Raw genomic sequence first — 25,827 nt, forward strand, 5'->3', positions numbered from 1 at the left:
AAAATTTATTTCCACTTCAGCAAATTATCAAAGAACTTGTTCTCCCATTTCCAGATAGTAATCTTCCTTTAAAGTGGCATCCAATTACTGAAGGAAATAAGTGGATGCCACCTTGAAAGAGTCAAAGCAGCTTTCATTATTTTACCCGTCTCCTCCATATTTTAAGAAATCGCTTGTTTAACTTTTCTTCTAAATGAAGCAAGTAATAAAATATACAATTAAAAAGAGCAAGATAAATACTGCGGTCAACTGGGCAATTCTGCGGCGAATGGAAAGTTTTTTATGCATTTGTTTCTTTTGATCATGTACTTCCTTATCATAATCGCATTGCAATTCCACACCATCTTTGCGATCTTCGTCTCCCATTTTGCTGTCTGCTCTTTGTGCAAGAAATTCCTGAACATCTTCCGGAATTTCTTTGGCATTTCTAGCCTGATCCGACAGGATTTCAACATCTTTTTCCGCCTCGCGGTCCCATTGCTGCAAAAGTTCCCGTGCACGTTCTTCATCCTGCGCATTGATATAAATGTCACTTCCCCAGATTACCGATCCATTCATGCTGCCGGAGTATATTTTAGGATAAACGGAATGTGCCTCTGAAATATAACCTTCTATTCCACAATCGCGAAGTCTCTCTAAAATAATTTCCGCATCAACATCATTGCTCGCATGATAAATTTTTATAACATCCTCCATTTTGTTCACCCCATTTCCAAAAAACGTTCTCTCATCCAAGTACTTTTTCTAAATAAAAACGCTGAATGCAACCAATCCATTTTACTTCAATAGAATTACAGCGCCACTTTTTCTAAATTCATAGGCTAAATTTCAACCAATCCATTTTACTTCGATAGAATTACAGCACCACTTTTTCTAAATTCAAAGGCTGAATTTCAACCAATCCATTTTACTTCGATAGAATTACAGCGCCACTTTTTCTAAATTCATAGGCTAAATTTCAACCAATCCATTTTACTTCGATAGAATTACAGCACCACTTTTTCTAAATACATAGGCTAAATTTAACCGATCCATTTTACTTCGATAGAATTACAGCGCCACTTTTTCTAAATTCATAGGCTAAATTTCAACCGATCCATTTTATTTCGATGGGATCATGCCGGCTATCTTTCCTGCAAAATCATTAAAGTTCTGCGTTTGTAAGATCACTTTTCCCGGACCAACCAGGCGTGTCAGAAAAAGGCCTTCTCCACCCAGGAAAATGTTTTTGATTCCTTTTACTGTTTCTATTTCATAACTGACTGTTCTTTCAAATGCAACTACATTCCCGGTATCGACTTTTAACACTTCACCCGGAGCAAGTTCCTTGATCACTTTATCTCCGTCAATTTCCAGAAATGCCATTCCTACGCCGGAAAGATCTTCTAAAATAAATCCTTCCCCGCCAAAAAATCCACTGGAAAATTTCTTCGTAAGAGTAATGTTTAGATTGACTCCCGGCTCTGCACACAAAAAAGCACCCTTCTGGCAGATCAGTCCACCGGATTTACCTACATCAACCGGCATCACTTCACCGGCAACTGTCGATGCAAAAGCAATCGTAGCACCTGCCCTCTGTGCTATGTAATGTGCCATAAAAATAGATTCTCCGGCAAACATGCGACCGACACCTTTGAGCAAACCGCCATGGGTATTGGTTTCCATTGTAATACCATCACTCATCCATGCCATGCCGCCTGACTGTGTATACATTCGTTCTCCCGGTTGATCAAATAAAATTTCAACTGCCGGCATTGTATTTCCAATAATTCTATACTGCATCTTCTTCTCCTCCTCATATCATTCAATCTTTTTGTTAAAACTCTGGGCTCTTTAACCTTGCATATCTTTTAAATGTAAAAAGAATGCTGTTGAAACAACTTCCTGTTCGAAACAAATTCATTTTTGCTTTCTTTTAGAACTTAATTTCTGCTTTGTAAAAATCAACTTGTTCGCTCAGGCCGCTCCCGCATACAAAACATTTCCCGGTAAATAAGTCCAGTGAATAAATTAAAATAAGCTTAACTAAACTTATCAGCAAAACAATTTTGTAACATACTGCTATTTTAACACAATTCAGAGATTTATGTTAAAATACTTCGCTATTATTGCATTCTTTTTTGTCATTTTCCCAGACACGATATATAGTCATCAATTTCTCAGACAGATATACTCTTTCCATAGCCTCATTGACATGAAACAAGAATAATAAAAAAGTGCAAAGCCAGCGCTTTGTCAAAAGTTTAGTGGAACATTAAACTTTGTGTACCGCTACTGTACGAACAATTTCCTATTCCATAAAAAAAGCAGCATTTTGTATTTCTCTCATAAACACAAAATACTGCATAAAAATATTTTCCAGCTTCCCAAAAAAAATTTAATATAGCTGTTAAATTATAAATAATACAAGAGATTAAAATAATATCTACATCTTTCTATACACTTTATCGCAAAAGGAACAATGGATCGACGGTGTTCTTTCCTTCTGTAACCTGCATATACAGATTAGCTCCTTCTTTTGTAAAATACTTTGTCGGTTTTGCAACGGTAGCAATAATTTTTCCTTCCTCAACGACATCGCCTTTTTTGACTTTTAGATGATCTACCTGTCCATACGTTACAGAATAGTTGTCCCCAATGTCTGTTGTGATCAGTGTTCCATGTTCATCATCTTTACTGATCTTTGTTACCTTACAATCCGATGCTGCTTTTACTTCCGTTCCCTCTTTTGCAGCAATCATAATTCCCGGATTGCATTTATATTGCGCTAATGTCTTAAAAAATACAGTATTCGTCATACTATACTTCAGAAGCACTTTTCCCGTCACCGGCCACAATAAACCACTTTCTTCATTAAAAGACAGTTTATTCTGAGTAATATTAGCTGATGTTTCCTTTGTTTTTGCCTTTTTAACGCCGCTTTTTTTTGCAGTCGCTCTTTGAGAAGTCTGTCCATTTTTCGTTTTGTTGCCCGTTTTTTCTACTTTTGTCTGTGCAGTATTTTTTTCCTGTTGCGATGTTTTTTTATCATTGTTATGCGTGCTTTTCGGTGTCACCTGTGCATTTGCAGCTTTGACTGCTTCTTTTTCTGATGCAGCAGCTTTTTCTGTTTCTTGTGGTTCTTCCGTTGCTATATCTGCCATCATTTTGTCAGTATTCTTCCGGTTTGCCTGACGATAACAGATTGCACCGACTGCCATCACACCAACCAGCAAGAGACAAGCAGAAAAGTAAAAACCTTTCTTTTGCCAAAATGATTCCTTCTCTTCAAACATACGAACTACCTCCCTACAAAATCGAATCTTCATTTCAATACTTTCATAAAATAACATTGATGTTATTTGTATTTTGTACCAAAAAAGGAATTTTATACAAAAAAATCGAAGAAACATCTTCTTTTGATATTTCTTCGATTCTAATTTGAGGTTTTACTCCAGCCCTTGACAAAGAACCAAATTGCTGCGATTTTAATTTTGTTACTTTTTTATCTCTAATCCCAGAAATCGTCTCTAAGCATGCCTGTTTTCGTCTCATATTCATCGGAATTTTGTTTTGAATTGATCGGATTTTGTACAGATGCATCACTTGACATAGCTGAATGAACTTGATCCGGTGCATCCTGTTCTGTAGTTGACTGGCTTTGTATAGGCACATCGCCTGGCATAGCCGACCAGTCTTGATCCGGTGTATCCTGTTCTGTAGTTGACCGGCTTTGTATAGGCACATCGCCTGGCATAGCCGACCAGTCTTGATCCGGTGCATCCTGTTCTGTAGTTGACTGGCTTTGTATAGGCACATCGCCTGGCATAGTCGACCAGTCTTGATCCGGTGTATCTTGTGTTGTCATTGGCTGACCTTGTACAACCGCATTGTTTGGCATAATTTCCTTACTTTGCGAACCTGGTACAGCAACAAACGGATTTTCTTTATCCCCTTGCACCTGTGTCAAATCCATCTGCTGATAGCCATTTGGATTTGACCTATACTGATCTGATTGATTCTGACCTGCTGTAAAATTCTGATTTGGCATTTGCCCAAATTGAATGGTACGATATTCAACCGGTGGTGGGATTACAATTGTCTTTTTGTGATAATAGATGACACGAGTATCACTTAAAATATCATGTAACCCCTTTTTATCTTTGTCTGCACCAATAATAAAATAACCGACATACAAAACGAGTCCTGATAAAAATTTTCCTATACTTTCACGAAATGCTATTTCAAAAAAGGTTGGTTTACGATCTTCGGTGCTAACCACCTTGATCTGTAATAATCTTTTTCCAACCGTTGCACCGGTAAGATAAGTCATTATCACGAAATAACCCACCTTTAAAACATAAATCAATATATCATATGCAGAATATGTGAATATAAAGTCCTGAAACATAAAATCTGCTCCACCGGCCAGTGAAGCTATCCACATTGGAATACGCACAACCAATAATGCTGCTCCCACTATAAACCAGTCAATCAGATATGCTGCTAACCGTACAAAAAAACCGGCATATACCCGATCTTGCGCCTGTGTTGGTGTGTTATTTTGCATAATATTTTAACACCCCATTTCCGTTATTCTCAACGATATCAGTTGCAAGTTCCACATTGGATTTTGGCATGATTTTTTCGATCTTGCCAAACAAAGAATTGAAAAATCCATTTAAGTCATTGTCAGGAGCGAAGAACGTAATATCGTCATCACAGCCAATATTCTTTGTGAGTTCTTTTTTTGCCTCTGCTTCTGTAGAGATCACATCAACCAGTGCATTTTCCTTTGCCTGCTTTGCAGAATAAATACGTCCATCTGCTAACTCACGTACCTTCGCCTCATCTAAATTACGTCCTTTGCTGACAATATCAACAAATTGGTCATATGCCTCATCAACCAGCCCCTGTAAAATATCTCTTTGCTCCTGTGTCAGATCCAGACCGGCTGCTCCCATCGCTTTGTTCTTTCCACTGGTAATATCAATCTCCTTGATTCCCAGTTTATCATAAAGCTTTTTGCAATTCGTTAATGATACAATAACACCGATCGAACCCGTCCAGCAATTTCGGTTTGCATAAATCTTATCTGCTGCCATGGAAATATAGTAACCACCGGAGCAGGCCTCAGAAGCAAAATATGCATAGACCGGACGTTTTGTTTTTTTCTTATATTCCATAATTTTCTGATATAACTCATCCGACTGGTAAACAGCACCACCCGGACTGTCTACGTATAATAAAATACCTTTATTATCATCAGAGTCTATCATTTCATCAATATAATTCATATAGAGCTCATGATTGTAAGAAGAATCTGAAGTCAAACTCTGTGAAGAGCTTGCACCAATCTCCCCAACTATATTGATTACACCAATAAAGTCTTCTTCCGGCAGTTCAACATCAGAAGATGCTGCATCGGAAATGTATTTTTCAACTGTTGAACTTAAATTTTCTGTATCATCACCCAACAGTTTTTTCGATACAGCGTTTGTCGCTACACCAACAACACCTACTGCTATGATCACGACTCCTGTGACTATAATACTAATTAATTGTTTCTTCTTCATTGCGATCTCCAATCTGTAATTCCCTATTCTATAAAAAAGTGCTAAAGCAATTCTTGTTGATGCACCACTGCTGTACAAGCATTTTCCTATTCCATAAAAAAGAGGCAAATCAGAGGATGCTGTATTTCTTTTCCACATAGCAAAATCCCATTCTGCTATATAGAAAAGAGTATTCCAGTTTTCTGAATTTACCTCTTTTCATCTACATATGACCGAGCTGTCAAATTTTTTTCCTATCAAAAAACATCAATCTTTTGACAGCCTGCTTGATATGTGACATAAATCAAAACGATATACAGCACTTTGCATCAATTAGTCTTCTGTTGTAACTTCTACTTTTACTTTCTCAAGATGCCAGATCTCCTGTGCATACTCTTCAATTGTTCTATCAGATGAGAATTTACCACATTTTGCTGTATTTAACATTGCCATCTTAGCCCATTTTGCTGTATCAGCATAAGCAGCACTTACTCTTTCCTGTGCTTCTGCATAAGAACGGAAATCCTTTAAGATAAAGTACATATCCGGACGACCACCTTGACCGTCTAATAATGAATTGTAGATATCTCTAAACTCATCCAGATTACTTGAATATGTTCCATCTACTAACTGTGTCAGGACAGCACGGATATCTCCGTCTGTATTATAAATATCTCTAGGATTGTACTGACCATTATGCTCATAAGCAATGACTTCATCAGAAGAAAGTCCAAAGATAAATGCATTTTCTTTACCAACTTCTTCTACGATCTCAACATTGGCACCATCCATTGTTCCTAACGTTACGGCACCATTTAACATAAATTTCATGTTACCTGTTCCTGAAGCCTCTTTACTGGCAGTAGAGATCTGCTCAGATACATCCGCTGCCGCAAAAATGATCTCTGCATTAGAAACACGATAGTTTTCAATAAAGACAACCTTAATCTTTCCATCAATAGACTTATCGTTATTGACAACGTCTGCAACACTGTTGATCAATTTAATAATCGATTTTGCTCTATGATATCCTGCGGATGCTTTTGCACCAAAGATAAATGTTCTTGGATAGAATTCTTTATCCGGATTTTTCTTTAATTCATTGTACAGATACATAACATGTAAAATGTTTAATAACTGACGTTTGTATTCATGCAATCTCTTAACCTGAACATCAAAGATAGAACGTGGATTGACTTCAATTCCATTATGCTCCTTGATATATTTAGCAAGACGAACCTTATTCTGATATTTGATATTCATAAATTCTTTCCGGCTCATTTCATCATCCGTATAAACAGACAATTCATCAATATGCTTCAAATCTGTGATCCAGTCATCACCAATCTTTTTTGTAACAAAATCAGCAAGTAAAGGATTACCATGAAGAAGGAATCTACGCTGTGTAATACCATTTGTCTTATTATTAAATTTCTCAGGCATCATCTGATAGAAATCTTTTAATTCCTGATTCTTTAAAATTTCTGTATGAAGACGAGCCACACCATTTACTGAAAATCCGGCAGCGATCGCAAGATGAGCCATCTTAACCTGACCATCATAAATAATAGCCATTCTTTCCACTTTGCCATAATCATCAGGATATGCACGCTGGATATCCAGTACAAAACGGCGGTTAATCTCCTCAATAATCTGATAAATACGAGGAAGAAGTCTTGAGAATAATTCCAACGGCCATTTTTCAAGTGCTTCTGACATGATCGTGTGGTTTGTATATGCACATGTTTTATTCGTAATGTGCCATGCTTCATCCCACTCGATATTGTATTCATCCACAAGAATACGCATTAATTCTGCAACTGCTACAGTCGGATGTGTATCATTTAACTGGAAGCATACTTTTTCATGAATCTTACGGATATCATCATGCTTCTCCATATATTTCATAACGGCACGCTGTACGCTGGCTGACACAAAGAAATACTGCTGTTTCAAACGTAATTCTTTACCTGCCATATGATTATCATTTGGATATAAAACTTCACAGATTGTACGTGCAAGGTTCTGCTGTTCAACTGCTTTCTGATAATCACCTTTATCAAATGAATCCAGATTAAATGTATCAATCGCTTCTGCATCCCAAATACGCAGCGTATTTACCACATTATTGTTATATCCTACAACCGGAAGATCATAAGGTACAGCCAAAACTGACTGATAATTTTCCTGAACAAACTTGTTACGTCCGGTCTCTTCATCCTTTTTGATCGATACATAACCGCCAAATTTAACTTCAACTGCATATTCCGGACGTTTAATTTCAAACGGATTACCATATTTCAACCAGTCATCCGGCTTTTCTATCTGATAACCATTCTCAATAACCTGCTTGAACATACCGTATTTATAACGGATACCGCATCCATATGCGGCATATCCCAATGTAGAAAGTGAATCAAGAAAACATGCTGCCAAACGTCCAAGACCACCATTACCAAGTGCTGCATCCGGCTCCTGATCCTCAATCACATCCAAATTCAATCCAAGCTCTTCAATCGCCTCTTTGATTGCCTGATTTCCTTTTAAGTTTATAATAATATTTCCTAACGCTCTACCCATCAAAAACTCCATTGACAGATAATATACGGTTTTGACATCTTTTTCTTCGTAAGTTCTATGTGTAGCCATCCACTGATCTACAATAAAATCCTTTACTGCATATGCCACAGCCTGAAAAATCTGCTGATCATCCGCTTCTTTGATTGATTTACGGAACAATACCTTCACGTAATCTTCTACTTCACTTTTGAATTCCTCTTTGTTAAGTTCCTTCATTTGTCCCTCCTGTTTGCACGCTGTTGTCAAGAATACAGATTTTATTATATATCACAATATGCAAAAAAGCAATTTTTACCAAATATTTTATCCATAATATATACTGAATATGCTTTTTTCGAACAATACGTATTTTCTGTTCTTCCTGATATCAGATTATTACCGTTATCATGGATACAGTGATTCTGCAAAAAGAAAACTCTATTGTCATCCGGCATATTTTACTTCATTTTTTCATATCTATTAAGTAACAACACCAAAGGATCATATAGTCATGATTAAAAAACAATGTCTTTCTCTTTTTTGTGCTATCTGTCTGTTCGTGCTGCTCTTCTCTCTTTCAGGATGTGGCAAAAATACAAAACCCGCTAAAACAAATGATGTTGATTTCACTGTTGTATCTGCAGGAGACGTTCCCGAAGAATTGAATAAACTGATCAAAGAGCGGAAAAAGAATCCTTTTGAACTGACTTTTTCTGATAACGCATCTCTTTATATCGTGAAAGGATATGGAAAACAGCCCACCGGTGGGTATAGTATTACGGTAAATGATTTTTATCAATCCAATGATGATCTTGTTTTTGATACGGAACTTTTGGGTCCGAAAAAGGATGATACATTCTCAACATTGCCTTCCTACCCTTATATTATTATCAAAACAGAATTCCGTGAAAATCCTGTTGTTTTCCGCTAAGGCTGTTTAACTCCCGCATATCCGGTATGAAATATCCGCAAATGTCAGGATGTCCCCTGTATGACAGAATGTTTTGACAAATGCGGATACTTTTTCTCCATTGATATATGTACCATATGCAGAATCCATATCCATTACATAAAACCGGTTCTCTTCCATCCCTACATGAGCATGCTGCATACTGATCCTCTCCCATGCAATGCTGTAATCGCACTTTTGATCCCTTCCAATGCTGATTTCATCCAGACTGCTTTCATATTGTTCTAACCTGCAAGCTGCTATAAAAAAATCAATCAACGATTTTTTCTTTCTTTTTTGCCAAAATAAGCTTTTAGTTTTCTCTTCTTTGTAAGATGGTACATATTGCAATTGAAATCGTATTTTGTCTGATGCACTATTTTTTTGTGATTTTATCTTTTCTTCTTGTGTATAATATATATTTTTGTTTTCCTGTCCGACCGATTGTTGCGGATAAGCATTGCATTTTCTGCTTTTCTCCAAATCCAAATCATTTTCATTCCGACCGTTAGTTTGAAACGACTCTTTTATTGTATGATCAAATTCTTTTTTTAGAGTAACATTGTCTCTTTTTCTTATATTTTCTATCGAAAAATCCTTTAAAAACTGTTGAAGTCTCTCTATGCAAAAACCTTCCGTTACAAACATATCATATAGACCATAAATAAATCGGATACCCTCTTCTGAATGATGATCTGCTTTTTCTAATAATATTTCTACCAAACGGATCATCTGCTGTTCTATTACGGCTTTTTGTCCCGGAAGATAACACACCTTCACTTGTTTCTTCACATGATCGATAAAGATCATCTCAATGTCTAAAAGATACCCCTGCTCAGGAAGTAAAAATGATGCACCGGATTCCATCAGTTTTGCAATATTTTCAAATAACAGTCGAAAAAAAGAAAGATCTGCTTTCTTCTTTTCTAAATAGCTGCAAACCGATTGTAAATTTTGATATGGATAACACAGACACATTTTGTCATCTATACAATAATATTCAAGTTCTAAGAAACCATCTATAGAATTATTTTGCAGCATATTCCATGTCAATTCATCTTCTTTTACTATTTCGATCGGCATTGTCCATACCACCTGCTTTTTTTCCTGATCAAGATACAATCCTTCTTTATTCATTTCTCCTCCTTTTTTCGATATCTTCTGGCTTCATCCGGTTGTTTTGCCGGATATGTTTCTTCTAATTCTATTTTTTGACTACCATGAAGCATAAAAGTAAGCAATGGAATGTTCACACGGGAATGTGCTGCGACCTTTCCCTTGATCAAAAGAACATTTGAAGATATCTCTTTTTTATCTATAATCATGATCCACATCTTTTTTTGAAGTTCCTCTATAGGTCCTGACTCTTTCTTTTCTTTCTCTGCCATCAAAAAGACTCGGTCTTGCAAATCCGCCTGTAAAACACATCTGTCATGGTGCCACAAGATCAGATACAGGATCATAAATGCAATTCCAAGAACCATCGGAACAATAAATGCTGCCTCTACGGTATAACTCCCTCTTTCTTTTTTCCAAAGCATATCCTCATATATAATCCAATTGCCTTAGCCGGTAATTGAATTTATCCTTTCTCCCGGTTATCGCCAGGCAATTCATCCCATTATCCTGCTGCCAGCACCAGAAAATATGCTAACCCAATACATGGTGCAAACGGAAACGCGGTTTCTTTATTTTTTTTGCGTAAAATAATCAGATATAATGCAACAACAAAAGCAATCATAAAACTGATATAAATGATCATGACATTTTTCCATAATCCCATTGCTGCTCCTGTCATTCCAAATAAAAAAGCATCTCCTTTTCCGATTTTTTCTTTTGTCAGCAAACTGATCATATAAAAAATACTGCCGCTTCCTAGCGAACAGATCCATATGAATCCGTTTCCACTACAAAATTGCATAAAAAGCAATACTATTGTAATCGTAAAGATAACATACACTGCAATTTTTTTCTGCCACAGATCTGTAATAACCGCAAAGACCATTCCAATCCCTGCTAAAGCCTGAATACCATATTCCATATAAACTCCTTCCCGTATCTTTTCTGCCTGTAAAGTTCTTTTTTCTCATTTACACTAATCTTATCTTTTCAGGTTATAAAAAACTGATATGTAATCGGTTATCATATATTTCACATTCGCACAGCTCTTATTTTCCATGTTATAGCCCCTTGCTATTTAACACATTTGCTGCACCCCGGCATATCCGCAACATCTTTTCTTGGCACCTTTCTCGGTGTTCGCAATAATTTAGAGCATGATCTTATTGCATGACAGCAATCGCCATATGTTGTAATATAAACCAGTCTTCCTGCCGTCAATTCCATATTACGGCAACAACTTTTACAGATACCATATTTTCCACCGGAAGCATTTCTTTTTTTATATACATTTTGATATAGAACACTTTGAATATCCGGGTAAAGATATACACATTTCTGCTGTTTATGATAAACTCTTCCATGTTCTGTAATGTATACAAATTCTTCTGTTCCATCACCTTCATAAACCATGCTCTTTCCAGTATAATCATGATATTTTATCTGACGATAAGAATATATTTTAAACTGCGAACTTCCTATAAACGGAATCTTATGTTTTGTTGCAACACTACATATTTTTTGTTCATCATCCCATCGAATGACAGCCTTTTCTTTATAAAGCATTTCTATCATTCCTGCTTTTGTTCCATATGTCTGATACCGGGCAACTGCCCGTGCTAATGTCATTTCCATTCTGCTTTGAATAAATACAAGCTCAAACAAATATAAAAGGGAAAAAAAGGCTAAAAAGAATGTTGTTGCGCAAAAAGCAGCTTCCACCGTTAATGTTCCCTTTTTCAAAAGCACACAGGGGCATCCTTCTCTTTGATATTTGGAGGAGAAACTTTGGGGAGCTTCCTTGTTCACATTTAGGTTTTTTTCTGTAATATGGTTCATTTTTACAAAGCGAAGGACACCCCTATTCACTTTTATATCCATAATTCACCTCCAGACTTTTATAGGTATATTTTGTTTGAAAAAGAGAGTTCTCTAGAAATGGCAGTTCACAAAACTGATATGGTATCTGATAGTTGACCTTATATCTGCATTTGCAAATACAGGTATGAACGCAGAATGTCCGGTTATATTTCTCTCTCAAGTCATATTCGATCAGACTAAAAATTCTTTTTTCAATCGTATCTTGCGAAACAAATAAAAGAAAACTCCATAAATACTGCGAATATGATATAGACGATATCTCCTTTTTTCCATCATCATTTGGATATACATTGGCTTTTTGCGTAAATAACTTTTTCGACCCCATGCAGATTTCTTCATATTTCATTTGAAAATCAGATGATTTCTTCAAAGCAGAAATCTTTTTTCCCATCAACAGGGCTCGAACATCCACACAGGCTTCCTCAAATGACAAAATTAATAAAATAGTATACTGTATTGCATTGATCACGGGTGGAAGACCGGTAATTCCTGCAATTGCAGTTGCTGTAGCCAGACTCTTTTCCTGAAAAGCCGCATCACTCATAACACATGTAAAATTTAACAGCAAACGAACAACTAATAACCGATTGATCACAGAAATTAAATTATCTTTTTCCCTGCTTTTTCCCCCGATCAGATATTCGAGACCATATTTCGTTGTCCGGTTCTGCTCATTTGTATAAGAAGAAAAGACTTTATTGGCATAACGAATTATACTTATTTTTTCTATAGGACTGTTTACTTTTTCCCTCTCATCCTCCTGCTTTTGATTTTTACTGATAAAGTCACTCAAAATGGCACCAGCCTCCGATTCTGACTTCGCATCTTTTCTTTGCATATCTTTTATATCAGTTGCCTTCTTTGTGCCCTCTTTATTCTTCTTGTCATCCTCATCCTTTTGATCAGGTCTGTCATTCTCCTGACAGGAAGTAATAACGCCATCTGTCATTCTATCCTCATCGCACACAAGTCCTAAAATCCCATCTCTTGCCAAATTGGTGAAAAATTTTAACGGATTTCCACCGGCAGAATCTGTCTTGTCATGACTGATCTCTTGTTTTTCTTCTGCAGCATTTTTGCCTTTTGTGGCTTTTTTATCATCAGACTGCTCGTATTTTCCCTGCTCATAATCTTTTGTCACGGCAAGTTTACTTTGTATTTCGTTCTTATCCGCTGTCTGTATCTTTTGGTCAATAGTATCTTTGATGTCCATTACTGCTTCCTGTTTCAAAAAAGCTGTCACCTGACCTAAAAATTCATTAGAGTCTGTAATATAATCTGCTTTTTTTACAATAGCATCGATATCCCGATATCCAAAAAGATCCACATATTGCTTGTCCTTCTTAACCGGCACTGCACTAAGATTTTCAAACAGAACCCTCTGATACGCAAACTCCAGATCAGAAACATTCTTTCCTTCTGCGCCGCCATACCCAAATAAACCATACTCCCGATACAACTCTTTGTTGTAGTCACCAAATGCTGTTACAGCTGCAGAATAGGCAGACGTACGAACATGTCCGGCATTGATAAGGCTGCGGACATTTTCAAAAGTCACGCCAAACATTGCAAAAAACAAAAGAAAAATAATACTAAGAAAAACTGTAATGCTTCCGCCTTCTTTTTGATCCATTCGCAGCCTCCTTTCCGTTTACTGATGTACTCTCGGCATCTTCTCAAAAACGAATCCCTTCGATCGAATTTCGAAAGTACAGACTGTTGTTATTCTTTTGGTAATTCAATTTTAGAATTAACATCCGATGCATTGCTGTTGATCTGTTTAAAGGCTTTTCCGATAATATCAACAATCTGCTTTCGAAAAATTGCAATGATCATGATCAATATCACTAAGATCAATATAATCTCAACCACACCGATTCCATCTTCTTCCTGCCAAACTTCTCTGATTACTTTCATAAGCTTTGTCCTCCTATCAATATCTGTCATTTTCATGTTCTAACCTAACCGTTTCTCCGGTTCTGTTATTTCTTATGCAATACTTTATGGTGCTTTGTACTTACATACTTTGAAATGCTGCATATAAAATAAGTGCAAAAACAATTGACAACATTAACATCATCGGAAACAGCAATTTGGTCCCTGCTTCTTCTCCCAATACTTTTGCATTTTCTCTTCTTTCATGAAAAGCATCTTCCACTTCAAAATCAAGAAGACGGATCAGATCTGTTGTTCCTTTTTTCAAATTTTGTACCAGCAAAGTGCTAAACTTCATATACGGAAGCAATCCTGTTCTTTTACCAAACAATTCATATGCTTTTGCTTCACTCATCCCATTTTCCATCTCTCTGGCCACCAGGATCATTTCCTCATATACATAGTGGACTTTATTTTTTTCTTCTCTTTTCTCATATTCCTGTGTGATCCGAAGCCATGCACCCTTCACGCTTAGTCCTGCTTCTACTAATAAAGTAAAGCGTTCTATCATTTCCGGAAAATCCATTTTTAACTGTTTTTCTCTTTTTATCATGGCACTTTGTAATTTTTTCCCTTCTCTAAAAGGAACAAGCAGCAGTAAAATACAGGTCAACAAAAGAATCGTACTGCTCCACTGTCTGACTTTTTCCTGATACGACACTTTCTGCTTTCCGACCTGTTCCGGCAAGAAAAGATACTTTGTGGTATTAGAGGCTTTTTCATTTTGTGCAAACTGCTCCTGCCATTGCTCCCAGAATAAGCGTTCTTTTGTTTTTTGTACCGGCAATACCACTACTGTTTTAGATATGGATTCTGTTCTTTTTCTGTACCGGATCACAGCAACCAGCTCGATCACGACTGCTTCCTGACAATCTGTAGCAAGCAGCGTTCCATCTTCTTTGATCACAGAAGGATCACTGCTAGACCAGGTTACCGAGACAGCACTCTTTGGTATTGTGGTCATCAGATTCAAAGAACTTATGATCTGATTTTCACTTTTGTTTCCGCCAAGATAATTTCGTTCAATATATTGCTTTGCTTCACGAAACTTCTTTTTTCTTTCTTTTTCACTGTACTGTTCGGGTAAAACAGGTATCGTGATCTCTTGTTGGTGTTTTCCGGCTTTTGCTACTACATCCACATAACGTTTTTGTCCGGTTGCAACATCTCTTTTCAGATAATATCCCTGTATCAGATTCATTGCGGGCGTCACAAGTCCGCTGCCAACTGCAAGCAACATTCCAAGCATTACTACAGAAAATCCCAAAAGCAGCATTCGTTCTCCTAAAAGATAATAGATCTCCTCTATTCCCTTTCCGGGATATATTTTTTTCAATGTATCTGTCTTTTCTTTAGAAAGTTTTGGTATGATCCGTTTTTTCATATGGATCAGAACATAAAAAATACTGCTTTTTAATTTCTTTCCTTTGATATTCCGATATGGATTTTGATCGTTTTTTTCCGCTTTTACTGCCAGAAATGCAATCAATCCCAAAAGAAGGATTCCCACCGATACACAGATTTCTTCCAATAACACGCTTTATTCCTCCTTTAACAGCCTGTCCTATACTCTGATATCACAAATGCGATTGCTCCAGTAATATGCGATCAGATAAATACTCATTAATATCGTCATAACAATACGACCACCTGCACGATACATGCAATCTAAAAATCCCGGTGAACACAGTTGGAAATAGACAATCATACCTAATGGAATTGCGTTCATAATACGGCTTTCCATCTTTTTCCCGGCAATCATTGTCTGTATTTCTCTTCCCACTTCTATCTTCAAACTGTTTTTTTCTGCACAGGAACGTGTAATACAGATCAGATCACCACCTGTTCTCTTTGCCGTTTGAAAAATCTGGGCAAATGAAGAAATGTCTTCTATATCCCATTTCCTTGCAAATTGATACAATATCTTTTCTATTGGCTGATTCATACTGATCTGTTGATCGATCCATAAAAATTCTTTTGCAAGCAGACTATCTTTTCCGTACAAAAGCATCAGATCTTTTCTCGATTCCATAAAAGCATTTTCAATGGCATATCCTGCACTTAATGCGGAGGCTATTCCTTGCAAGCCATCCCTAAACTGCATTGTTATCTCTTTTTGTTCTTTTGCCCTGATCTGCTTTTTTTCCTGTCGGATTCCCATCATGCCGGCAATGCTCCCAATAACGAAAGTCGGTATCATATTCCGATAAAAAAGCATACTGACAACTGCCATTTTTATAAAGCCTTTCAAAAAACCTTTTCCTATAATCTGTATTTTACCGTTCTGCATAATCATCTCCTTTTTCTGCCCGATACCCATCAGATAACTCAGGCAGTTCCATGCCTGCTGCCTTGAGTTTTTGAGTATGATACAGTGCATTTGGGGTCGCAGCTAACTGACCGATCACATTGCCTTTCTCATCTTCCCCCTGCTCTTTAAAACAATACAATGGCTTCATAATAATCTCTGTTCCATCCATTCCAATCATTTCATCAATCTCTAATACTTTTCTCGATCTGTCACGCAAACGGCCAAGCTGCACAACAATGTCGATCGCTGATGCAATCTGACTGCGAACTGCCAAAAGCGGGATATCAACAGCTGTCAACACCAAGGCTTCCAGACGTTTGAGCATATCATTTGGACTGTTTGCATGTCCGGTCGATAAGCTTCCATCATGCCCGGTATTCATAACACTTAAAAGATCATATGCTGCCGCATCACGCACTTCGCCCAAAATAATTCTGTCAGGTCTCATGCGTAAAGCAGAACGGATCAGATCCCTGATCGTCACTTCATTCTTTCCTTCAAGATTGGCATTTCTTACTTCTAAGCGAACCAGATTAGGAATATTTTGAATCTGAAGTTCTGCGGAATCTTCTATTGTAATAATTCTTTCTTCCTTGGGAATGTATGCGGATAATGCATTAAGAAATGTGGTTTTTCCACTTCCGGTACCACCACTGATAAAAATATTATATTTTGCCTGCACCAGTTTTTTTAGAAATTCCGCTGCCTGCATCGTAATAGATTGAATGGATACCAGATATTCCATTGTGATCGGGTCGGCAGGGAACTTTCGAATTGTTACGATCGGCCCATTGATCGCTACCGGTGGTAATACAACATTGACTCTTGAACCATCCTGCAGTCTTACATCAACAATGGGACTGGATTCATTAACGGTACGATTGACTTTTCCGACAATCTGCTGGATCACATCCTCTAACTTTTCTTTACTCAGAAATTTTTTGGGATATGGCTCAAGCCTGCCCTGTTTTTCAATAAAAATCTGATCAGGTCCATTAACCATGATCTCTGTAATCTCCTGATCTTCTAAAATTTCCTGTAGCACATCAAGTTTACGGATCGCATAAAAGGTTCTTTGTATCACTTCTTTCTTCTCATCCATACTCAGGTAAACCGTATGAGCAAACCGTAATACACTTTCCTCGATCAGCGATAAAATGGTCTGATCGGATATGCTGCTGTTAATATCCAGCTTTTGTAAGATTACTTCCTGTATCTCCATAATAACCTTCGTCATCTCTTCCTGTGTCATAACAAGAGCTATCACCTCTTCTCCGATATATTTTCCCTATGTAATACAGGCACCTTGTCTGTCTTGTTCCAAATCTGTTCTAAATGTTCGCGAAGAATCAGTCTCTCAAACGCCTGCTGCTTTGACTTCTGTATCGGATGTCGTGCCTCCGGCATAAAGATCCGGTCCGCTTTTTCCAGTAAGACCATCATGGCATCTGTAATAAATCCAATATCAAAGACAATTTTTTCATAATCCGTCTCCAGTAAAAGAACCTGTATCAGCTTGTTCATATCCTCTTTTGTCATATAAAACAGATCTCTGTAGTCTTCTACTGTCAGCAGGCAATCCAGCTTTTGCTCTGTAACAATGATACTTTCTAACTTTAAAGCCAGTTTCTCTTTCTTTTGCCGGATATAAAAGATCACTTCTGACATTCCGCGAAAATCCTCAACCGGCTTCCCTTTTTTATCCGTTACTATTTCGCAAAATCCATAAAAAGCTTCCAAATTCACATATAAAGTACGGAATTTACCGGAAAGATCCTTCGCCATGGAAAACGCATATTGTGAAACACCCGAGCCGCCAAACGGGGCATAGACTGCAAGTATTTCTGCTGATTTGTGCGTCGCTCTTTTTTCTGTATAAACAATTGAATCATCATCCGCTACGACAGCCAGTACTTCCCGCATAATGTCAGGCACAGACTGGTATTTAAAAATCTTGCAAAATGCAGAATCCTCTCGTACCATATTACCTTCTGACAAAAGAATGATCTGCGGGATCAGACTGTGCAACACGGTAAACTCCTCTTCTGCTTCTTCTCCGCCTAACAACACATCGATCTCTCCTTTTTTCGCCTGACAAAGCAAATTTTCAAAAGATGTAAATAATCTTGTCTCCAGTGCATGATACTTTTGACGGTAAAGATATTGCATAAAATTTTTCATATAATCACTTTTATCATAAAGTGCAAGCCGTATTTTCTTTAACATCGTCCTGTCCACCTCCCTGTCAAAACAACAACGTAGGCGATCATTGTAAATGGTGCCAGTTTTATCGCACATCCTGTGCCATCACGTTGTTTGTCGTAATAACGCAATTCCGTTCCATCAGCTGTCTCATACGGCTCATTACATCTCCTGTTCATGCAAATATGTACAAAATGAACCAGATAATAAAAACGTTCGACAAAAATTTTTTGTTGAAACATCCGGATCAAAGAACAGCTTCCTGCTATAGCAAAAAATACCACAGCAATCTGCCATGTTACAGCCAATCCGTGCATTGCCGCAATCACTGACCATAGTTTAATATCTCCGGCTCCGATTGCATGTAATAAAAACACCGGAAGACAGATACCGATCAGACAGATCGCATCCTTGCAAGCAATCAGGCCTCCTGTCATACCAAAACTTTCCGTCTGTATGATACAGGCAAGTATCCAGCCAAACACGATCAAGCCATTTGGGATCTTTCCGGTTCGAAGATCGGATATCATCGCTGCTATCAGCAAAACCAGCAGGATGACTTCTTTCATCGCAGCACCTCCTTTCGTGTGCCGCAACTATAGCAGACAAATCTTTTTTGTGTCAACTCACTGCTTTTATGTAACTTTCTCACAAAATTTTTAAGGTACAATTGTAAAATAATACTGTAAAGCATATAGGAAAATAACGCCCCAAATTCCCAAAATCCCCGAAAAGCCCATTGCAATTTCGTTTATTTTGACGGTAAGATTTCCACCATAAGATTGTATTGCACAATTCACAACGTAAATGATCACAAGGCCTGACAGGCATCGAACCATAAAATTCAAAATGTATTTCCATGCATCTACACCCACCCATAACAAAAAAACGCATATTCCAGCCAGAACTAACACAATGATAATGGTATTTTCCATATCATTCCTCCTTCAATATGGCACTCACAACTACTTTTTGATACAAGATATGCTTTTTTTCTTGTACTATTCTTCTAAAAAAACAATCCGTTTACTTTTTGTTGCATAAAATCTAAAATTCTGTCCTATAATGAAAATAAGATTACACTTTTATTTTTTATTGATAAAAACAGAAAAGCAGATAGCAATGTATGGTTACATATAAATTGCCATCCGATGATTTACCCACAGTATCATAAAATAAAAACAATAAAACAGATCATGTTTGAAAGAAATGGGGATTATTATGAAAATGATAAAGAAAAAAGAAGAAAAGGAAGTAAAAAAAGAGCTTTTTTTAAAAAAAGCTCTCTTAGAGGCACAACGTAATCTGCAGGATGCGTACACCGGACTTGCCAATGTGAAAGATCCTGATCTGATCGATTGCTATATCTATGAAGTAAATGCCGCAAACCTGCGCTATCAGGTTATTTTGCGTGATTATAAACAATTAGAAAGTCAGAAAAAGAAAGCAGATGCAATTTCACAGAGCCGGAATTGCCAAACAGCTTCTGCACCTCTTTTTCCTCATGCCTAGAAAATGAGTGATCCATATGGAAGCATGATAAAAGCAGCTTCTACTCCTCTTGTTCATCTCGGCCGGAGACTGTCAAATACACCATAAATGTCTAACGTACCATTTCCCCATGTTCTGTTTGGCACATTTAACATACCTTGCCGCTGCGCCCCGCGGATCAGATATTTATTTGCTGCATTCGTATCTATACCGATGTCATTTCGTTCGATCAATGCCCACTGTGCAAGTAATGCCACACATCCTGCCGTCACTGCAGCCGCATAACTCGAGCCACTCCGGTAGCCAAATCTTGCACGGTCTGTTCTTTCTTCTTCATTGGCAGGATAATTTCCGGCAAATGGGAGTGTACCGTATACCGCATTGCCCGGTGCCGCAAAATTCGGTTTGATATTTTGTGTGCGTGTATACCCTCTGCCAGATTCAATCGCCTCGCTGCGATTTAAAGAATTATAATAGGAACAGGTGATCACACCGATATTATTTGACGGATCGCATATTGTAATATCGGGATCAGGACGCAAAAAATATGTCTCATCGGTGATAAAATTGCGAATCGGAAGCCATAGATCAAAAAAACCCGAATAGTTATTTGCATTAAAAACACGTATCCTCCAAATCCCCTCCAGAGGATTTTCAAAACGGATACGAATGCATTCGTCGCCGCTTTCCGCCGATACGATCAGATAATCAATATAAACCACGGTATTTGTAAATAAAAAAGGAATTCTTCTTGACTCCCCTATACGTGCCTCTGTCCTTCCGCTATATTCTCCATCAGGTGAGATCAATGCTACTGCATAAAGATCCGGGGAATCCGTCCATAATTCCATCGAAAATCCGTTCTCTTTTGCACCGACTTTCAATTCCACCTCAATCTCTCCATCAATCTCAATCATAGGACTTCGGTAGTGATGTGCTGCATTTCCCTCATTTCCGCCTGCCGTTACACAAAATACACCTCTATAATCTCCGTATTCCTGCAAAAATTGTCCCAAAATACCGCCTCTGTCATGGCTTCCCTGACTCGTTCCCATCCCCAGACAAATGATCAGCGGAGTCCGCCTTTTAACCGCCTGTAACCATAAATATCGGATCCCTAGCATTATATCCGTTTCGGCATAACATGGCACATCATTTCCTATAAAATAATAGTCTCTTAAATTCTGTTTGGCTTCTTTGCATTTGACCACACAGATCTGAGCTAAGGGAGCTACACCGGAAAAACTTTCTTCCTCAATCTGCCCGCCACAGGCTATACCGGCTAAAAAAGTGCCATGTCCGTTCCTGTCACGGCTGGGTACAACTCCTAACGGATCATCACTTTCTAATGCATGATCGATATCTTCCTGCGTATATTCTACTCCATAAAAAAAATCTTCCGGCCGCTTTTCGCCTTCCGAAAGATTTTCTTTTGTCTGATCCCATATACTCAAGATCCTTGTTCTGCCGTCGCTTCCGATAAATGCCGGATGAGAATAATCAATGCCTGTATCAACAAAGCCTATGATCACACCGGTTCCATAAAGATCAAGTCCGGGCTGTCTGCGTACCCTTGTAACACCCGAACTTGTCAGCACTTCTTCCGATGACAACAAGCCATAACATCTGGGCAACAGTTTAATACCGGCTAATTTATCCGAAGTATATTTTCCGCCTTCCTGATAGATCACAGCAAAACGGTCAGATGCTATTTGCGAGCATGGAACATCGTATACTTCATTGATACTAAGCCCGCCTCTGACGTATTCAACCAGATAATCAATGTATTCTTCAGAATAGATTGCATCCGTACAGAAATCTGCCATAAAACACTCCACTGTACCGCTTTTATGCAACAGCCTGTTTTTCAAAAGCGGATTTGCACATTTTTATCATATTATATGTGCCAGCTGATTGATGTGTCCCTATCTGCATATCATGCTGCTTCTTCTATGATTCCCGCTGCGTCAAAAGCTTTGCCTCACCGCTTTCACGCATCGTGATCAGCGGACTGCCCTTTTTCTCAATATAATCCTTGGTGATCGTCACCTGTCCGATCATATCATCCTTTGGAATTTCATACATAATATCGAGCATAAATTCTTCGATGATCGCACGCAATGCTCTGGCTCCTGTCTTCTTCTCAACCGCTTTTTTGGCGATCGCCGTGACTGCCTCGTCATCAAAGACAAGATTTACCTCGTCTAATGCCAAAAGTTTCTGATACTGCTTAATGATCGCATTCTTAGGCTGTGTCAGAACTTTCTTTAACATCTCCTCTGTCATTGCCTGTAAAGCAAAGACAACCGGAAGTCTTCCTAAAAATTCCGGTATCATACCAAATTCACGAAGATCTTCTGTCGTTACTTTTTGCAAAATATTCTCATCTTTATCAAATTCATCGGATAACTGTGCATTAAATCCGATCGACGACTGCTTTGTCAAACGGTTCTTGATCACTTTATCAAGCTCCGGAAAAGCACCGCCACAGATAAACAAAATGTTTCTGGTATTGACTGTTGTCATCGGAACCATTGCATTTTTGTTCGTCGCACCTACCGGTACTTCGACATCACTGCCCTCTAACAGCTTTAACATTCCCTGCTGTACAGACTCTCCACTGACATCACGACTGTTGGTGTTTCTTTTCTTTGCGATCTTATCGATCTCATCAATAAAAATAATACCATGTTCTGCTTTTTCGACATCGTTGTCCGCTGCCGCAAGAAGCTTTGACAATACACTTTCTACATCATCACCGATATAACCGGCTTCCGTAAGAGAGGTTGCATCTGTGATCGCAAGCGGAACCTGCAAAATTCGTGCTAATGTCTTTACTAAAAATGTTTTACCCGAACCGGTTGGTCCGATCATCAGCATGTTTGATTTCTCAATCTCTACGCCATCATCGTTATCATTGTCCGTAAGCACTCTTTTATAATGGTTATAAACAGCTACCGACATGACTTTCTTTGCATATTCCTGTCCTACGACATATTCATCCAGACTGCCTTTGATAACATGGGGCGCCGGTAAATGTTCAATATCAAAAATACCTTTTTCTTCGGTCTTCTTTTTCTTGTCTTGCGCCGGCTTTTTCTTCTTCAAACGCTGGTTCTTTGGCACCCCTCCGTCCTGTGGCGGCTGTCCCATTGAAAACATGTCCATATATGGCATTCCCGGCATACCGGGCATTGGTCCCATCTTATCCATCGAATCAAACGTTTTTTGCATACAGTCATTACAGATACAGATATTATTCGGAATGTGTATCATTTTACCGGCAACGCTCTCCGGTCTTCTGCATATATAACAAATATCTTCATATTCTGAATCATCATTTACATTTTTCTCATCTGCCATGATTTCCACCTCAATTCCTAAGTCTCATGATACTACTCTATCAAAAAAATACATATTTTTAAAGTAGGATTATGAAATTTAAGCTTTCTTTATGGTATCTACCGAAATATTCTAACCCATCCCGATAGTACAAAACTATCCTTAAAAGTTATATTTTTTTAATAAATAGTCTTTACCCCCCCCGAAAAATGTTAATATAAATTTAAGAATCTATTCATATTTAACAAAAGAGGGAGACTGACCTATGCATTTATTACTTCAAATATTCTTAACCGTTTTAGGTACGTTATTATGTTATATTCCTTACTGCGGGATCATGATCTATATTGCACATCACAGTTTCAAACCGATCCGTTCTGCCCGGTTTGCGATCAGTTTTATCCTATTTAGTGTTATCGTATATATCACAGCAGCCAACGATAATCACTTTATACTTCTGGCATGGCTCTTGCATATGGTATTATTAACTATTTTTGTTCTGATCAATTCGACTTGCAATCTGTATCAGGCGATCAGCATTGCTTTTTTCACCTATTTTTATGTATCTTTGATTGAAGTTTTTTTTGTTTTTCTTGCATTAAACACGATCGGATTAACTCCGAATGATATTGCTTCTCCGCAAACACTATTCGTAATCTTTTTTAAAGCAGGCTTTTCTTTATTCCTGATACGATATATTCCCTATCGCTGGTTTGAAAAAATCCTTGCGATCCCTCACAATATAGAAATCCTCTGTTTATTAACCCTTATTTTGCTGCTAATCGTTACATCTTCACTGAAAATCGATCTACGATTATTAGCACCAACCGTTACCACACTTCTGATCTGTTCTGTTTTAATTATTCTTTTCATCAGACAGGCAAAAAGCGATCTGAAAAGACAGCAGACATTACGGGATTACAGCACGTATCTTCCAATCCTCGATGAAATGATACTGGGTATGCAGCAAAGACAGCATCTATATAAAAACCAGTTTCTTTCTCTTTCCCAACTCTTAGAAACCGGAGATATGGACTCATTAAAAGATACCTTAGCCGAAATTACGGCCCAGAGTGCAAAGCAGAATGCATCCTATCATTTTCTTCAGCTCCAAAATCGTCTGTTAGCCGGATTGTTATACACCAAACTGCTTTTTGCGCAGGCACATGCCATTCACTTTGATATAACGATCAAAGATGACACCTGTCCCTGTCGGTGCAGCGATCCGGAACTGGTAGACTGCGTGTGCATTCTTTTTGACCATGTGATCGCCCGATGTCATGAAAATGACTCGGTTACCCTGACGATTGAAAATACCACACTGCCAAAAAAGCAAACGGACAAAACAGAATCATCTGTATCAGACAACAGCCATCCCTCTAAACAGCAAATGCTGCTGACATTCCAAACGTCCATAGCATATCAAAACAATCCTTCGGTGCGTCAAGTGCGCGTATGGAAAGATACGGTACCTGCCGATCAGATACAGCAAAATTATACGTTACATGCACTTCAAAAAAAGGTAAAAAAATACCACGGCAGTCTGCTCGTTGAGAGTACCCCGCCGAAAAAGAAAAATGAAACAGAAAATCTTACGATCAGACTATACATTTAAATACAGCCGCCCAAATAAGGACGTTTTGTTTATAAAAATGATAAAGAACCAAAAAGATCATATGAATAACAGGGAGAATTCTATGAGAACATCTATTTTTATTTTAGAAGATAACATGACACAGGTAAAAACACTGACCAGATATATTCACAACTATGCACCGGATATCGAGCTTTGCATTGCATCCTCGAAAGAAGAAGCATTTATTCTTTTAAAGAATCATCCGGACTTTAATGCTTATCTGCTTGACGTATCTCTTGGTAGTGCAGATCTGGATACGGATGGTCTTGCAGTTGCAAATTATATTATCGATTCCCGCACCACCACAGCTGCCGGTAACCGTAATATTATTTTTATCACTGCCTTTCCGGAACACATATATACAGCCGTCAATGATATTCATTGTACCGCCTATCTCTTAAAACCATATACGCAAAAGGATCTTTATGCCCAGCTGAATGCCATCTTTCATACAGAATATGCCTTGCAATTAAAAACATTGGAAGGCATCTATGCCAAACTGAATTTTGCAGAGATCTATTATATCGAATCACATGCGCGATATATGTATTTTCATACTACACAGGGCATTATTAAATCCAGACAATACCGCTTGAAAGAATTGACAACTCTGTTACCGTCATTCTTTATCCAATGCCACAAATCCTATATTATCAATTCCAAGTATATTGATTTTGTCTCACCGGGACAACATTTCATACAGCTTAAAACAATCGGTGAACAGATTCCTTACGGAAACCGTTATTACTCCGTTACGCAGGAACAGATCAGATAATTTATTCTACGAATCACACAGGAGGACTTGATTATGATGTCATATATACTAAACATACTGATTGCTATTCTTTCATCCTTTTTTCAGAATATG

The 25,827-nt window shown here is 37.9% G+C and carries 24 protein-coding genes; 4 read left to right on the plus strand and 20 right to left on the minus strand.

Annotated elements, in window-relative coordinates:
* Positions 1-189: 189 nt before the first annotated feature.
* The 6 genes from H8700_RS01975 to H8700_RS02000 all read right to left on the minus strand — a co-directional run bounded on the left by H8700_RS01975 (position 190) and on the right by H8700_RS02000 (position 8,330).
* Complete coding sequence (locus H8700_RS01975) at positions 190-696, minus strand: putative signal transducing protein (RefSeq protein ID WP_249302673.1); 507 nt, start codon at positions 694-696, stop codon at positions 190-192.
* Positions 697-1,101: 405 nt separating this feature from the next.
* Complete coding sequence (locus H8700_RS01980) at positions 1,102-1,782, minus strand: TIGR00266 family protein (RefSeq protein ID WP_249302674.1); 681 nt, start codon at positions 1,780-1,782, stop codon at positions 1,102-1,104.
* A gap of 662 nt (positions 1,783-2,444) precedes the next feature.
* Positions 2,445-3,275, minus strand: coding sequence for a peptidoglycan DD-metalloendopeptidase family protein (locus tag H8700_RS01985; RefSeq protein ID WP_249302675.1), 831 nt, complete (start codon positions 3,273-3,275; stop codon positions 2,445-2,447).
* Positions 3,276-3,490: 215 nt separating this feature from the next.
* Complete coding sequence (locus H8700_RS01990) at positions 3,491-4,549, minus strand: RDD family protein (RefSeq protein ID WP_249302676.1); 1,059 nt, start codon at positions 4,547-4,549, stop codon at positions 3,491-3,493.
* Positions 4,539-5,555 (minus strand): signal peptide peptidase SppA, encoded by a 1,017-nt coding sequence (sppA, locus tag H8700_RS01995; RefSeq protein ID WP_249302677.1) that lies wholly within the window; start codon positions 5,553-5,555, stop codon positions 4,539-4,541. The genes H8700_RS01990 and sppA overlap by 11 nt, the downstream gene beginning before the upstream one ends.
* A gap of 312 nt (positions 5,556-5,867) precedes the next feature.
* Positions 5,868-8,330, minus strand: coding sequence for a glycogen/starch/alpha-glucan phosphorylase (locus H8700_RS02000; protein ID WP_249302679.1), 2,463 nt, complete (start codon positions 8,328-8,330; stop codon positions 5,868-5,870).
* 274 nt (positions 8,331-8,604) lie between these two features.
* Here H8700_RS02000 and H8700_RS02005 point away from each other — a divergent pair, with 274 nt between their 5' ends.
* Positions 8,605-9,024, plus strand: a complete 420-nt coding sequence (locus H8700_RS02005; protein WP_249302681.1) for a protease complex subunit PrcB family protein — start codon at positions 8,605-8,607, stop codon at positions 9,022-9,024.
* A gap of 6 nt (positions 9,025-9,030) precedes the next feature.
* Here the strand turns inward: H8700_RS02005 and H8700_RS02010 are convergent, their stop codons facing one another.
* From H8700_RS02010 to H8700_RS02065, 12 genes are all read right to left on the minus strand, one after another.
* Positions 9,031-10,179, minus strand: a complete 1,149-nt coding sequence (locus H8700_RS02010) for a DUF6382 and FHA domain-containing protein (RefSeq protein WP_249302683.1) — start codon at positions 10,177-10,179, stop codon at positions 9,031-9,033.
* Positions 10,176-10,583 (minus strand): TadE/TadG family type IV pilus assembly protein, encoded by a 408-nt coding sequence (locus H8700_RS02015; protein WP_249302685.1) that lies wholly within the window; start codon positions 10,581-10,583, stop codon positions 10,176-10,178. Before H8700_RS02015 ends, H8700_RS02010 begins: the two co-directional genes overlap by 4 nt.
* An 80-nt stretch (positions 10,584-10,663) precedes the next feature.
* Positions 10,664-11,083 (minus strand): prepilin peptidase, encoded by a 420-nt coding sequence (locus H8700_RS02020; protein ID WP_022142336.1) that lies wholly within the window; start codon positions 11,081-11,083, stop codon positions 10,664-10,666.
* Positions 11,084-11,235: 152 nt separating this feature from the next.
* Positions 11,236-11,790: a hypothetical protein gene (locus H8700_RS02025; RefSeq protein ID WP_249302686.1), complete on the minus strand. Its 555-nt coding sequence runs from the start codon at positions 11,788-11,790 to the stop codon at positions 11,236-11,238.
* A gap of 232 nt (positions 11,791-12,022) precedes the next feature.
* Positions 12,023-13,675, minus strand: a complete 1,653-nt coding sequence (locus H8700_RS02030; protein ID WP_249302687.1) for a DUF5702 domain-containing protein — start codon at positions 13,673-13,675, stop codon at positions 12,023-12,025.
* A gap of 89 nt (positions 13,676-13,764) precedes the next feature.
* A complete protein-coding gene (locus H8700_RS02035) occupies positions 13,765-13,959 on the minus strand; it encodes a Flp1 family type IVb pilin (RefSeq protein ID WP_022142333.1) in 195 nt (64 codons plus the stop codon).
* 100 nt (positions 13,960-14,059) lie between these two features.
* Positions 14,060-15,514 (minus strand): immunoglobulin-like domain-containing protein, encoded by a 1,455-nt coding sequence (locus tag H8700_RS02040; protein WP_249302688.1) that lies wholly within the window; start codon positions 15,512-15,514, stop codon positions 14,060-14,062.
* Positions 15,515-15,541: 27 nt separating this feature from the next.
* Complete coding sequence (locus H8700_RS02045) at positions 15,542-16,267, minus strand: type II secretion system F family protein (protein ID WP_249302689.1); 726 nt, start codon at positions 16,265-16,267, stop codon at positions 15,542-15,544.
* Positions 16,254-17,540, minus strand: coding sequence for a TadA family conjugal transfer-associated ATPase (locus tag H8700_RS02050; RefSeq protein ID WP_249302690.1), 1,287 nt, complete (start codon positions 17,538-17,540; stop codon positions 16,254-16,256). Before H8700_RS02050 ends, H8700_RS02045 begins: the two co-directional genes overlap by 14 nt.
* 11 nt (positions 17,541-17,551) lie before the next feature.
* Complete coding sequence (locus tag H8700_RS02055) at positions 17,552-18,514, minus strand: P-loop NTPase family protein (protein WP_249302693.1); 963 nt, start codon at positions 18,512-18,514, stop codon at positions 17,552-17,554.
* Complete coding sequence (locus H8700_RS02060) at positions 18,508-19,059, minus strand: A24 family peptidase (RefSeq protein ID WP_022142328.1); 552 nt, start codon at positions 19,057-19,059, stop codon at positions 18,508-18,510. The genes H8700_RS02055 and H8700_RS02060 overlap by 7 nt, the downstream gene beginning before the upstream one ends.
* 90 nt (positions 19,060-19,149) lie before the next feature.
* Complete coding sequence (locus H8700_RS02065; RefSeq protein WP_249302695.1) at positions 19,150-19,425, minus strand: pro-sigmaK processing inhibitor BofA family protein; 276 nt, start codon at positions 19,423-19,425, stop codon at positions 19,150-19,152.
* Between the two features lie 286 nt (positions 19,426-19,711).
* Here H8700_RS02065 and H8700_RS02070 point away from each other — a divergent pair, with 286 nt between their 5' ends.
* A complete protein-coding gene (locus H8700_RS02070; RefSeq protein WP_022142326.1) occupies positions 19,712-20,002 on the plus strand; it encodes a DUF2508 family protein in 291 nt (96 codons plus the stop codon).
* A 53-nt stretch (positions 20,003-20,055) separates the two neighbouring features.
* On the opposite strand, the gene H8700_RS02075 is transcribed toward H8700_RS02070, so the two are convergent.
* Both H8700_RS02075 and clpX read right to left on the minus strand, forming a co-directional pair.
* Positions 20,056-21,807, minus strand: a complete 1,752-nt coding sequence (locus tag H8700_RS02075; protein ID WP_249302697.1) for a S8 family peptidase — start codon at positions 21,805-21,807, stop codon at positions 20,056-20,058.
* Between the two features lie 124 nt (positions 21,808-21,931).
* Complete coding sequence (gene clpX / locus H8700_RS02080; RefSeq protein ID WP_249302700.1) at positions 21,932-23,344, minus strand: ATP-dependent Clp protease ATP-binding subunit ClpX; 1,413 nt, start codon at positions 23,342-23,344, stop codon at positions 21,932-21,934.
* A 244-nt stretch (positions 23,345-23,588) separates the two neighbouring features.
* On the opposite strand from clpX, the gene H8700_RS02085 reads away from it, so the two are divergent.
* The gene (locus H8700_RS02085) at positions 23,589-24,938 is read left to right on the plus strand and encodes a hypothetical protein (RefSeq protein ID WP_249302702.1); all 1,350 of its coding nucleotides are present in this window, start codon (positions 23,589-23,591) and stop codon (positions 24,936-24,938) included.
* An 82-nt stretch (positions 24,939-25,020) separates the two neighbouring features.
* Positions 25,021-25,734 (plus strand): LytR/AlgR family response regulator transcription factor, encoded by a 714-nt coding sequence (locus H8700_RS02090; RefSeq protein ID WP_249302703.1) that lies wholly within the window; start codon positions 25,021-25,023, stop codon positions 25,732-25,734.
* The last annotated feature ends 93 nt before the right edge of the window (positions 25,735-25,827 follow it).

It is taken from the genome of Jutongia hominis (assembly GCF_014384965.1).
GTDB classification, from domain to species: Bacteria; Bacillota; Clostridia; order Lachnospirales; family Lachnospiraceae; genus Butyribacter; species Butyribacter hominis.